At 50.6% G+C, this 12657-nt stretch carries 11 protein-coding genes and 1 rRNA gene; 4 read left to right on the forward strand and 8 right to left on the reverse strand.

The genetic code is table 11. The features are described 5' to 3' along the window. Nucleotides 1-10 precede the first annotated feature (10 nt). The 4 genes from ACN0UH_RS07350 to ACN0UH_RS07365 all read right to left on the reverse strand — a co-directional run bounded on the left by ACN0UH_RS07350 (nucleotide 11) and on the right by ACN0UH_RS07365 (nucleotide 3484). On the reverse strand, nucleotides 11-616 hold the full coding sequence (locus tag ACN0UH_RS07350) for a DUF6160 family protein (protein ID WP_417661437.1): 606 nt from the start codon (nucleotides 614-616) through the stop codon (nucleotides 11-13). Further along, entirely contained in the window at nucleotides 606-1652 is a 1047-nt protein-coding gene (locus ACN0UH_RS07355) for a hypothetical protein (RefSeq protein ID WP_417661438.1), read from the reverse strand. The genes ACN0UH_RS07350 and ACN0UH_RS07355 overlap by 11 nt, the downstream gene beginning before the upstream one ends. 2 nt (nucleotides 1653-1654) lie before the next feature. Beyond that, complete coding sequence (locus tag ACN0UH_RS07360; RefSeq protein WP_417661439.1) at nucleotides 1655-2698, reverse strand: DUF6160 family protein; 1044 nt, start codon at nucleotides 2696-2698, stop codon at nucleotides 1655-1657. A 135-nt stretch (nucleotides 2699-2833) separates the two neighbouring features. Then, a complete protein-coding gene (locus ACN0UH_RS07365) occupies nucleotides 2834-3484 on the reverse strand; it encodes a hypothetical protein (protein WP_417661440.1) in 651 nt (216 codons plus the stop codon). 276 nt (nucleotides 3485-3760) lie between these two features. Between ACN0UH_RS07365 and mksB the strand changes: the two genes are divergently transcribed. Genes mksB through mksF form a run of 3 tightly spaced genes read left to right on the forward strand, consistent with a single transcriptional unit; the run spans nucleotide 3761 to nucleotide 8558 of the window. Then, entirely contained in the window at nucleotides 3761-5029 is a 1269-nt protein-coding gene (mksB, locus tag ACN0UH_RS07370; protein WP_417661441.1) for an Mks condensin complex protein MksB, read from the forward strand. Next, nucleotides 5026-5727, forward strand: coding sequence for an Mks condensin complex protein MksE (mksE, locus tag ACN0UH_RS07375; RefSeq protein WP_417661442.1), 702 nt, complete (start codon nucleotides 5026-5028; stop codon nucleotides 5725-5727). Before mksB ends, mksE begins: the two co-directional genes overlap by 4 nt. Then, nucleotides 5724-8558 (forward strand): Mks condensin complex protein MksF, encoded by a 2835-nt coding sequence (gene mksF, locus ACN0UH_RS07380; protein WP_417661443.1) that lies wholly within the window; start codon nucleotides 5724-5726, stop codon nucleotides 8556-8558. Before mksE ends, mksF begins: the two co-directional genes overlap by 4 nt. Nucleotides 8559-8645: 87 nt before the next feature. Here the strand turns inward: mksF and ACN0UH_RS07385 are convergent, their stop codons facing one another. The 3 genes from ACN0UH_RS07385 to ACN0UH_RS07395 are packed head-to-tail and all read right to left on the reverse strand — an operon-like array spanning nucleotide 8646 to nucleotide 12217. Then, nucleotides 8646-10952 carry an MlaD family protein gene (locus tag ACN0UH_RS07385; protein WP_417661444.1) on the reverse strand — a complete coding sequence of 769 codons (2307 nt, stop codon included), beginning with the start codon at nucleotides 10950-10952 and terminating at the stop codon, nucleotides 8646-8648. Further along, nucleotides 10945-11568, reverse strand: coding sequence for a paraquat-inducible protein A (locus ACN0UH_RS07390; RefSeq protein WP_417661445.1), 624 nt, complete (start codon nucleotides 11566-11568; stop codon nucleotides 10945-10947). Before ACN0UH_RS07390 ends, ACN0UH_RS07385 begins: the two co-directional genes overlap by 8 nt. Then, the gene (locus tag ACN0UH_RS07395) at nucleotides 11555-12217 is read right to left on the reverse strand and encodes a paraquat-inducible protein A (protein ID WP_417661446.1); all 663 of its coding nucleotides are present in this window, start codon (nucleotides 12215-12217) and stop codon (nucleotides 11555-11557) included. The genes ACN0UH_RS07390 and ACN0UH_RS07395 overlap by 14 nt, the downstream gene beginning before the upstream one ends. Before the next feature lie 114 nt (nucleotides 12218-12331). Here ACN0UH_RS07395 and ACN0UH_RS07400 point away from each other — a divergent pair, with 114 nt between their 5' ends. Then, nucleotides 12332-12565, forward strand: coding sequence for a hypothetical protein (locus tag ACN0UH_RS07400; RefSeq protein WP_417661447.1), 234 nt, complete (start codon nucleotides 12332-12334; stop codon nucleotides 12563-12565). Here ACN0UH_RS07400 and rrf read toward each other — a convergent pair. Continuing rightward, nucleotides 12560-12657 (reverse strand): 5S ribosomal RNA (rrf, locus tag ACN0UH_RS07405); the annotation flags it as partial. The genes ACN0UH_RS07400 and rrf overlap by 6 nt on opposite strands.

Genomic DNA, 12657 nt, shown 5'->3' on the forward strand with positions numbered 1-12657 from the left:
ACTTAAGCCCTCAGTTACTCGGAAAAACTAGAACATTGCCTTGAACACGGGTGATACCATCAATCGTGACAGAGAAGATATTAGTTTGCTGGTAACTGGGGTCGCCGCCTTGCGCTGTACTTAGAGCGTTATTTCTCCAACTGCCTTGATTAGCAACACCAAATGTGTAATTTGCATTTTTAAAAATGATTTCGTTCGGCAAACCAAATTCCAATACATCTTGATTAAATATTGCACCATCACCATCAAAGCCACTGTTGATGGTACGAGTACGAAAGGTCAAACCTTCAAAGCTAAAAATGCCTTTTATATTATCCAACACATACCACCCACCCGCTTTTTCAGCTCGAACAGCCACTCGCAAACCGCAGTCAGCTGCAACTGTTGCATTCGCGGCCGCACAGCTACGCTGATTTGCAGTCCAGGTGCTAGGATTATTGCTAGTTGGTGTGTCCCATAGAACACCGCCATCTTTGTTAATACTTAATTCACCCGATAAGTACACACCACCTTGGCCACTTAATTCGCTCAAAGCAGAATCATCAAGTGCCTGCATTTCTGCGTATAAAGGTGACGAAAATATGAGAGAAGCCACACAAATTATTTTATAAATCACGGCTAGTCGCCTTTAGGTAATTGATGCTCATACCTTTGATGACGTTCTGACCATAGTTATATCCGCCAGACAAAGTATTTCTATTACCAGAACTTAAGTTACCGATAACGACATTGGTTTTTGGAGCATTGGTATAGAAATCAGTGGCGATGTCATTACGTTCGGCAACTGAGCGAGCAGAGCCATCTGCGTTACGGCGAACAGGGTTCGGCAGTTCAAGCACAAACTGACCATCACTGGTCACATCAAACAATAGCGGCTGGCTCTTACCGTAACCTAAAGCAATATTTGCGTAAGTATTACTCAAGCTTAAAGTTCGATCAGCTTGTTCTTGCTCACTGGCGCAGTTCGCTGAGCCAGGGATACAAGACATTAAATCGATGCGTTTTGCGAAAAGGTTAATCCGTGCTTCGCCGACTAGCTGATCCCGTGTTTCATCGCCCCAAAGCCGTAGATAGCTACCATCCATAATCAACTCGACTATGTCGATATTGAGTATGTCGGTACGTCCTGCTGCGACTTGAAAGTCAAAGCGAATACCTGCATCAAGGCGCTCACTAAGACGGCTTGAACAGTTGGTACCGGCTGATGCAAAGCCAGCAATACAAGGTTGCCCCATAACACCGGTCAAGCGCTCGGGAAACTTCAATTCTAGAATAGCGACTTCATTAGGTGTCGTTTGCACCCAAACACCATCATCTCTAAGAGTTAATAGGTCTTCCCCGTTACCGAATTGAAACTTGAACGGATTGTTAAGACGTCCAAGGTTGACCGGTTGTAGGTTGCTCCCTTTGTTACTTCCGGTTGAGGCAAAGTAGAACTCATGGACCGATATTGGGATATTCTCACCCGCAGCATTGGTAATATCGTTAATAAATATGCTCGACTCAGAAGCATCTAGCAGGATGCCTTCCAAGGAGAAAGCGATACCTTGTCCATTGACACCTGCAAGTTGCTGATCGTCCATTTCTTGCAGGTCAGCTTGCACCGGAAGCACGAACAAAGCCCCCAGCAATACGCTAAATAAACGGCTCATGCTCAGCACCCCGCCGTCGCGGAGCCCAAGCAGGTATCCTGTCGTGCGATACCGTTAAAGGCCTGTTCAAAATTAAGTTTAATTGGCGCCACTACGTTGCCGTTTTCATCGCGATAGTTAGGAATATTTAGAAATGCGCCAGCAAGAACATTACGAAATGCATTACTGTCCCTGTCACGCCAGGCAACATCTTGGGTTTGCAAGGACAAAAAGAATCCTCGAGCGGCACCCTCTATCGCAGCGGTATTTGGGTTGTCAGCTAAATTCAAATTGCCAACAGGCAGGGATTTAAAGTTGCTTAATGGGAAGCATGTGGGCAGTGAGAGAACCTCACAGCCTCTTGAGGAAAATAAACTAAGCAACGCATCAGTGAAACCAGTCAAGTTGCAATCACTGCAACTCAACCTTTGACCGTTCTCAAGCCCTGAGTACGTGGCGCGAATTGAGTCGGGGTCTCCGCCCTGAGTAACCAAGCCAGCATCAGCTTGAAGCGCTGTACTTCTGGTAACACCGGCAAGAGTCAGGAGTATATCTTCAAACGTATTAGCAGCATCAAAGATCGGCGAGGCTGAACCTTCGATTTTGATTGGGATATTGCCAGTCAAACGCTCGATATCACCGGAAAGATACCCCTTCGCTTCACCAAAACCGACCCTGACACCAACGACTTTATTGCCATCGTACGCCAGCTCTAAGTAGGGGTCAGTGATTTGGAATGGGTTAACTGTGTCGTCTGCGTTTACCGTACCCAAAGCAAAATTGTCGATCAGAATATCTGCTGTACCTGCGGCCTCACCCGCACGATCATATTTGCCTAATTCGAGCTTTTTGATGTTTAACTGAGTTTCAACATTCAGACCAAGGTTCAAGCGGGTGTAGTCAATACCTGCATTTTGATCAGTTGTGAGGTTGATAAACGCTTGGCCAGATACACCTGAAAGCTCTTTATCCGCCATCTCGATCATTTGCGCGCTGACACCGGCACTGGCTAACCCAGCACAGAGCAATGCCAATGCATTTTTTCTAAATCGGGAAACCGAATACATACCGCCTCCAGGGTTCTTATCTGACGAAAGCTAGTAACCTTCTTTCTGGTTACCACTATAAGAACCACTGACACAGAACAACCCCAACCCATAGTCGAGGCCTAAAAGAGCAGAGAGGTCATTAGCCGGCCTGAGTTAATGGCAACTGTTACGCATCGCTACATCCGCAGCACGCTGTCCATATTGCTGGAACAGCGCCAGTACATGGGCCGTAATCGCCCGTGCCAGAGCATTCACGCTGAGTTGCGAGCAGTGCGTAAGGCAATTGAGCTTGACCCTGTGCAGATGGAGCGAGGGCATACGAGCCTCGTACTCGCGCAAATCGCCTTTAACCAGCACCGGAAGGAATGCTTCGCCTAAGGTTTTGTAATGCCGGATGAGCAATCTCAACCCCTCATAAAAGGGCAACTCTTTGGACGCCACCAGACGATTTTCATTTGGGATTTTCAAATACAGCCCAGAATGGCCCATGGTTTCACCCGGGATAATGTAAACCCCTGTTGGCTCCACTGCGTGAGCCGGAATATCCTGAAAAGTATCATGCCATGCCTGCTCGTCTGGCAGGATGGTAATGCTTCCGTGGTCGCTCTGAGGGACCACGAAGCTGTAGTTGCTGTATAGCTTTTCAATGTACGGGGAGTAAACGCACAAACGATTCTCAAAGCGTTGCAAGAACGCAATGGCTTCACGTCGATTAGAGATTGCATGCAGGTCCCAATCGAGATCGCCCCGCTCTTCTAGTCCGGCCCAGCAATCATCAATTAATACAGCGGTATTGGCAGACATATCAGGCACCACAAACAAACGTGTACTGTTTCATCTGCATCGCAAAATCAATGCCATAAGAATCCGACGCCTAAATGCGAAGCAGCTCACACGTCTAGGCCTTGCAAGCTCTTTAGGCAGTCGCATACTGCCGTAATCTGTCACATCGATGACGTCACAAGACACCTGCGAAATGCTGCATACCCGCGAAATAACCTCTGATCGGTTGTAACTGAAGCGTTTTGCCAGCGATGCAGTACAATTGCCGTTTTTCTCAATTGGGTGATTGGCCCCTCAATGATTGATCCCAAGCGCGTATTGCGTGCCCTAGCCGAACACTGGACGTTACTTGAGCCGCTTTGCGAGCACTTCGACTCCGGGACCTTAAGCCTGATTGAGTTGCGCAGTCAGCTTGCAGCGCAACTGCCGGATAGCACTCCAGTCGATATAACCGCGTTGCTCGACCAGTGGATTCGTCTCGATATATTGGTGCCGGTCGCCAAAAGTCCGAATCGCTTTGAGCTCAACGCACAGATTCATGACTTTCTTGCCTACCTGCGCCGCGAACACCGCTTGGGGTTGTGTCTGGAAATCGAAGCGTACTTGCGTCACCTCGAGCGCTTGGCAGGCTATATAAAGGACGCATTCGAAGTTCGCGATGCGCATGATCTAGCGCGCCAGCTGCGCTTGCTCGACATGCGCGTACGTGACGTACTGAAAAAGCTCTTGAATGACGAACAGGCGCTAGTCGCTGTTGCGGACCGAGCCAAGACCAGCGACCGGCAAATCCCGCTGCGCCAGCGTTACGCTGAAGTACTGGCAACCTGGGACGAATACGTCGAGCCGATGATCCAGTTGGTCGCTGCCGACGGCGCTTTTGAGCAAGGCGTCAATCGTGTCGAGCACGTTTTGCTGCGCCTATTGAGTGAGCAGCAGCGCCTTGGCCAATTGGTTGACGACGACCTGTTGCTGCGAACCCATGCGCGTATTCTCGAAATGCAAACCACTGCGCAACTGACCCTGCGCCGCGCACGTGAGCTATTACTGCCACTGCGTGAAGAAGCGCGTAGGCATAACGCCGTCACACGTGGGGCCGCATTGGCGCTTTCGGCCATTCGCCGCAAAGGGCTTGATGCAGTACCGCAGGCATCAATGCCGATGTTCAGCCGTCCGCAAAGTACTTTCTTGGGAAGTGCTTCGCAGGTTGAGGCATACGTTTATGCCCTCGCCCGCTTTGAGCCAAAACCTGCGCAGTTCCCCAAAGCCAGTAGCAGCCGCAAGGGACAAGCCCCTCGCGCACCGCGTACTGCCCGAGAAATGCTTGAGCGTTGCGAACAAGCCTTACCCTTGCCAGATCTAATGACCTGGCTGCTTGAGCAGGAACCTAACGGCGCAACCGATGAATTGCTGTACTGGTTCTCACGTTTATCACGTGACTCGCGTTTCCAGCGCGACCGCCTCGAGCGCCGCGAATACCTCACCGCCGAGCATCAGGTCAGCCTGAGCTCATTCGCCCTGATTAAAAGCAATGCGGCGTCCAGCAAAGCCGAGAAGAGCAGCGTATGAATATCGATCTTTCCGAACTGAGCCACTTAGCCCCTGTATTCCGTGAGTTGTTCAAGGGTTACCACGTTAGCCGTCGCGACCCGGAGCTCTATACGCAGCTGTCCAACCAGCAGGATCAGTACAGGGCGCTGTTCAAAGCTCTGGGCTTTGAACTGACCTGTGATCCACGCGGTTTCTACTATTTCGTACCCGAGCAAATTGGTGCTCAGGTCAACAAAACCGCCCAGCGTCTTGCTTTGTTCACCTTTATTTTGGTTGAACACCTGGCCGACCAGGGCCGAGATCCGATAGCAGTACTCGACGGTGGCAGCTTGGGCCGTGATGAGTTGCCTGCTGTGCTGGAAAAATACCGCGACTTGTTCGTACAGGCGGAAGTGACCACTCAAGATGAGCTTGAAGAAAAAGTTATGCGCCGTCTTTGTCAATTGGGTTTTGCCAGCGAAGACAACGGCATCTACCGTTTCCTCGCGCCGATGCACCGTTTTCTGGACGTTTGCCTGTCGGTCCAACAAGACCGCGACCTAGCGGCCAGTTTGCACAGCAATCTACCGTTGCCAACTCCAGTCCTGATTGATGATCAAGAGGAAGAGATTATTCGCCTCGACGAATCAGCAGCAAGTGATGACGAACTATCCGAAGAGCAGGCAATGTCTGCAGCCATTGCCGCAGAACGCGCTAACCAGGAGGTTGATGCATGAGCCAGGAACGCTACGGCATTCGCCGCTTTGCCTTGTTAAACACCGCTGGCTACAGCCTTGGTATTTTCCCTCTGGAAAACCCACTGTCTGTTTATGGCGCCAATAACCTGGGCAAGAGTGCATCGATTAACGCGCTGCAATTCCCGATCCTCGCACGTATGTCGGACATGAGCTTCGGTAAGTACAGCCTTGAGCAGTCGCGCAAGTTCTACTTCGCCACCGACACAAGCTATATCCTGGTTGAAGTTTCACTTCCGCATGGCCCCCATGTCATTGGCGTTGCCGGGCGCGGGCCGGGCGGCGGTTTTGGCCATCAATTCTTTGCATATGCAGGCGAACTGGATCTTGAGCATTACCAGAAAAACGGTACCTGCTTACGTCAGCGTGAACTGTTTAACGTCCTCGAACGCGAAGGCATCAAAGCCTATGAACTCAAGCCTGATGAGCTACGTCGCTTACTGGTTGGCGGACACACCTCGATCCCATTGGATCTGACAATTATTCCGCTACGCTCGACGAGTGAGCAGAGCCTGAAAACCTTCCGTGCTTTGTTCATCAATTTACTGCACATGCGCGAGATCACCGCTGCCAAACTTAAGCAGCTATTTCTTGATGCTTTCGAACACAGCCTGCGCTCAGGCAGTGTTGACTATATTGCTGCCACCGAAGAAGCCTTCCGCGATGTACGCCGCATGGAGCAGGATTACCAAGCATTGGTAACTGCCGGATCACTGATTGAAGCGCTGTCCGCCGGTGTCGCGCAACGTGAATTACTGCGCGGTAAACTGCATCGCCTGTCGCCGCTACTCGATAGCCTGCTCGGTACTTGGCAGGACTACGCGGCGGCACGGCGCGAGGAATTAGTCATTCAAGCCGAACACTATCGCAATGAGCAAGATGGCTTACAGAATGAGCAGCGCGGCGGTACTCAGGAACTGATGCGCCTTGAACGTGAAATCAGTGAAATCCAACGCTGGCTTGGCGAGTTGGACGCACTGACTCACCGCTTTGCTCTGGTCGATAACGTTCAGGTTCTTGAGCAACAACTGCTTGCAGCCAAGGATGCACACGACGAACTCGCCGGAGCACTGGCGCAATCTCGACAGTTCTCCAGTGAAGATATTGATGAGCGTTTGCGTGATCTTGATAAACGTTTGAAATCAGTCAAACAACAGCTTGAGCACGCCGACAACAACAGCTACTCGCGTTTGCGCGAAGAGTTTTCGCAGCAAGATGTAGATCGACTGATGCGCCTGTTCAACGGCCAACTATTCAGCCTGCCACTGGGTGAGAAAGGTATTAACGTTGAAGACGGTGATGCTTGGGTTAAATCACTTGAAGCAATTCTGGATGGTTTCAAAGGTGAACAGTTTGAAGTGCCCGGACTGTCTATTAACCTTACCAACATCGAGCCTCCAGCCCTGCAAGCACTGGCTGACAGAGCCGCTTTACGTGACCAGAAAGACCGTCTGGACCGTGAATATAAGCAGTTGAAAACTCAACAGGCAGTCGCCGCTGACCGCGCCGCAAGCAAGTCGCAGGCTGAGCAGTTGTACAAAGATGTACTCGACGCGCAGAAAGCACTGGAAGATTTTCGACGTAGCGAGACACTGGTTGCAGAAAAACCAGGCAAACTAGAACAGCTAGCCGTACATGAGGCCGCCCAAGACGAATTGAAGCGTTCAAGTGATGCCTTCACTGAACGCGTACAACAACTCTCGGCCAAACTGCAGTTGGTGGGTCGTCAGTTGGCTGATCTTGAGGCCAAAGAACGCACCCTCGAAGATGCATTACGCCGACGCCAATTGTTGCCGTCTGATTTACCTTTCGGCACACCTTTCACTGACCCGGTTGATGACTCACTGGATAACCTGCTGCCACTGCTCAATGATTATCAAGATGCCTGGCAAGGTTTACAGCGTATTGATGGCCAAGTTGATGCCCTTTACGCACAAGTGCGCTTGAAGGGTGTAGCTAAGTTCGACAGCGAGGACGATGTCGAGCGCCGCTTGCACTTGCTGATCAACGCTTATGCCCACCGTCAAGACGAAGCGCTAACGCTGGCCAAGGCGCGCCGCGCAGCTGTTACGGACATCGCACGTACCTTGCGCAATATCCGCAGCGACTACGACAACCTGGAGCATCAGCTCGCGCTGTTTAACCGCGAGATCAACAAACGTCAGGTCTCAAACCTCGAAAGCTTCCGTATTGTTCTGGCGCCGAACAAAGAAGCCCTTAAGCATATTGACCAGATTATCCACAGTGCGGGCCAATACGAAGAAGGTGAAACACTGTCGGTATTTGATTTGTCACAGTCAGCCGATCAGGATATCAAAAACGAAGAAGCTAAAGAGTACTTAGCCCGCCTAGTTGCTGCCAATCACAACCAGTTGGGTTTGAAAGAGCTGTTTGAGCTGTCGTTTGAGATCACCAAGGTTCATGGCCAGCCGGTGATTCATACTGACATTGACGGCGCCGCATCCAACGGCACGACTATGACTATCAAAGCGCTGACCAATATGTACCTGTTGCTGCACTTGATGGATCGCGATCAAGCGGGTCGTGTGCGCCTACCTTATTATCTGGATGAAGCGGCAGACATTGACGAGCGCAACCAACAAGCCTTGATCGAAACCAGTCTTCAGCTTGGTTTTGTGCCAATTCTGGCATCCGTTAAGCCACAGGTTTCTGCTCACGTCGCGATCGACCTTGAAGGCGGCAGTGGCCCGAACGGTATTTATATTGACGAGGCCGACTGGAAGTACATCAAACCGCGCGAAAATGCGGTGAAAGTGACAGAGCCGGCCCAGACTGAAGAAGCAGTAAGTTAAGTCCCAAACGATATATAACTCGCTCCAGGACATTGAGCATGAATAAACAACAAGGGCCGCATATGCGGCCCTTGTTGTATGTGGCTATTACTGCTTAGGCAGTGGGATTTTCGGTGCCCAATGCAGCCATTCATCTTTTGGCTCATCAAACAGCGCAAAGGTTTGCCCGGTAATAGCTTGCTTACCCATGTCAGGATTATCGGGTGTAGCAAACGACACGCCGCCCGCCAATACTGTCTCAAGCGACTGGGTTCTTAGCTTCACACCTTTAAACAAACCTGCATCTACGCCTATACCTGACGTATTCCAGAACCGACTTCCGGTGTGAACCAGAGCTTTATAACGAGGCTCTATCAGAATGTGGATCAGCACACGATCAGCCGTGGCCCCCAACTCATAACTGACGACTTTGCCAACCACGACTTCGCGATAGGTAACCGGTACACCTGTCTTCAAGGAGCCACGACGTGACGCACTCAATACCAGACGCAAGCCCGCTTCGCTTTCGGCTAAGTTTGGTGGTTCGGTCAGGGCAATAAATTGAGTTCGCTTGGTCTCCTGAGTATTGCCAGGCAAAACCTCAACATACTGGCCGCGAACTAGAGTATCGAGGTTGCCCACTTGAGTTAGACCAAGTTCTGGTTTAACCACCCAGAACTTGCTACCTGACCGCGCAATCCTTGCATCGCCTTGAGTAATGCGCGCATTGAGTTGTACTGCTTGCAGGTCTTTGGTCAGCTCAAGACTTTCGATGGTACCGACATCCATACCTTTATAGCGAATCGCGGCGCCGGGTTTGAGACCATCAGCGCGATCAACCCGAATAGTGATGGTTGTACCCGCTTTTAGCGCATCCGCACGATCCTTGTATAGGCTGAACACTTGGATACGCTTGCTCGAACGGGCGCCATTGAGGTCAGCGGTTTCAAAGGCAATACCACCGGCAATCAGGGTTTGCAGAGACTCGCTCTTAACCTCAATCCCCGACAAGCCGCCTTTGAGCGTTACGCCGCTAGCATTCCAGAAGTAGCTAGTACGATTAACCAAATGGGTGTACTCAGGCGTAATGTGAACCCCCAGCAGCACCTCTTTGTTGTTACGGGCCAGTTGATAACTCTGCACCGTACCCACTTTGAGCTGGTGATATAAAATAGGACTGCCGATCTCAACTGAACCAAGATTCTTACTGCGCAGAACCATATGTAAACCTGGCGCGCCCAAATCAAGTGGTGGAGCCTTGCTGAGTGCCTCAAACTCACGAGTAGGTGATCCGCCTTTTTTGCCCGGTCGAACCGCAATGTAGTTGCCTTTAACCAGCGCCTCAATACCGGTGATACCTGCCAAGGAGATCGATGGCTTAACCACCCAAAACTCAGTGCCATCAACCAGATAGCGCTCAGTCAATGGGTCAAGGGCTAACTCAGCCGTAGCTCCTTGTAGATTATCATTCACCTTGAGTTTCTTTAAGGTGCCCACCTGAATCCCCTTGTACATAACCGGGGTGCGCTTCTCTTCGAGTCCATCGAAATCAGGTAGCTTAACGACGACCTTGATCCCTGCTTGAGCAGCATCAAAACTGTCATACAAGCGAAACGGCAGAGACGGATCAGTCGCTGGGCTGTCTTTACGGTCTTCAGCCGTACCAAAGGCAATACCGCCAGCAACGATGCTGGCAAGAGACTCTGTACGCAGCTTAAAACCGGAAAGCCCTGCATCAATAGTGATGCCGCTAGCATTCCAGAACCGCGTATGTTTGCGCACCAGATTGGCGTATTCAGGCTGAATGAAAATGTTGATGCGTATAGTCTGCTGATCATCATCCAGCACATAATCCTTTACCCGGCCTACTTTTAGTTGGCGGTAAAAGATTGGGCTGTCTTTATCTATCGAGCCCAAACGATCAGCCTTCAAAGTAAGATGCAACCCAGGGGTATCACTGGATAACGGAGGGGGTTCATCCAGTGCTTTGAACTTCAGCGTGGGTTCGCCCTTACCCGGACTCACGGCAATGTAGTTACCAGAAACCAGGGTTTCAAGCCCAGTAACACCAGCCAAAGACACGCTGGGTTTTACCAACCAGAAGCGTGTCTCTGCGAGTAAGTGCCCTTTGGCTTCTTTACTCATTTCGATAGTTGCAACAACATCATCTGCTTTGCCTTCGCTATCGAGGCTCACAGTCTTAACCTTGCCTACCGCAATACCTTTATAGATGACTTCTGTCTTGCCGGCTTCGATGCCGCCACCACTTGGAAATCTTACCTCAATCATGATTCCGGCTTGGTCGTAAGCCTTCCAGGCCAGCCAACCACCAATCAACAACGCGATGATGGGTAATACCCAAATAGCCGACCAGTTCGAGGCAGGCCGTTTTTTAGCCAGAGGCAGATCATTCATCGTTGTCATCCGTATCAGTGTTGTCCCAAATCAAACGGGGATCGAAGGTTAGTGCTGCGAGCATGGTCAAGATAACCACACTGGCAAATGCAACCGCTCCCCAGCCTGGCTCGATGGTGGCTAAGGAGCCAAATTTGACCACCGTGACCAAGATAGCAATTACAAAAATATCCAGCATTGACCAACGGCCAATCCACTCAATAAATCTGTACATAATCATTCGTTGGCGTGGGGACATTGGCTGACGCCGTTGTACCGAGTAAAGCAATAAACCAATGCCCACCAACTTAAACGTAGGCACCAAAATACTGGCAATGAACACCACCGCAGCTATTGGCAGCATGCCGTAATTAACCAGCTCAATAACACCTGACATGATGGTGTCTGACTGCCCTTTACCTAAAGAGCTGACCCGCATAATTGGCAGCATATTTGCTGGAATATATAAGATCGCCGAGGTGATCAGCAGCGCCCAGGTCTGCAGTAGACTATTAGGTCGACGCGCGTGAACTCTGCCGCCGCAGCGCGGACAGAACTGCTTCTCTACACTCGTGTCAATTGGCGTTAGCTTGTGGCATTCATCACATACCAGCAACCCGGCATCAATGGCCCTCACTGGCGTGCTCCTCACCTGCTAGTCCTTGCCAGATCTGATGTGGCGACATAGTCACTTCTAGCCACACTTGCAACAGCAAGAGCGCTACAAAGCATAACAAGCCAATACCAAAGGTAAGGTCTGCGACATCAACAAGTTTAACAACCGCGACCAGTATTCCCATGAGGTAAACCTCAAGCATGCCCCATTCGCGCATATGGTGATACATGCGATAAAACAACAAACCGTAGCTACGTCCAATATCGAAACGGATGCTTAGCAAAACAAAGAACTGAATCAGTAACTTGAATAGTGGAATCACCATACTGCTCAAGAACACGACAAGCGCAACAGGCTGCATCCCGCTGTCATACAAGCCTAGTACGCCAGACCAGACCGTGTCCTGAGTTTGCTGACCAAGCAGGTTGAGCTCAATAATAGGCAGAAAGTTCGCAGGGATATACAGCAGCAAAGCGGCTAAAACCAATGCCATGCTGCGACGTATAACTTGATGCCTATGGCTATATAGCTCATAGCCACAGCGCGGGCACTCGATTCGCTCACCATCTTCTACTGGTTGACTTTTCATGAGCAGATCACACTCATGGCACGCAATCAGTTGATCAATGGAATGCCCTGTCAGCGATGCGGTTTCAATCGGCTCCGGCATATATACCCCTTTACAAAGTGTGCCTAGTGTAAACGAGGAGTCTTAACTCGGGCGGTAAACAATTGCATGACTAACGCATATTTTTGCAAAAGGTGTAACGCTCAAGAGAACTATATGACAGGCCCGGTAGAAGTCTACCAACCTGCTCTGCGCTCAGCTTGCACGCTCTGCTCGCCCAGCAGGGTGGATACTGCTTTATCCATCTACCGTTTGCCGCTGCTAACCCTGGCCCAGTTGTTGAGCATTGGCGGGCAAGCTGTGCGTTGGGCACCTTACACGACTTTTCTTTTGCACAAAGAGAAACCCCAGATCACTTACATGATCTGGGGTTTCGGTATAGGCGCTTGACGATGACCTACTCTCACATGGGGAAACCCCACACTACCATCGGCGATGCATCGTTTCACTACTGAGTTCGGGATGGGATCAGGTGGTTCCAA

The sequence above is a fragment of the Pseudomonas sp. genome (assembly GCF_048265905.1).
Taxonomy (GTDB): Bacteria; Pseudomonadota; Gammaproteobacteria; order Pseudomonadales; family Pseudomonadaceae; genus Aquipseudomonas.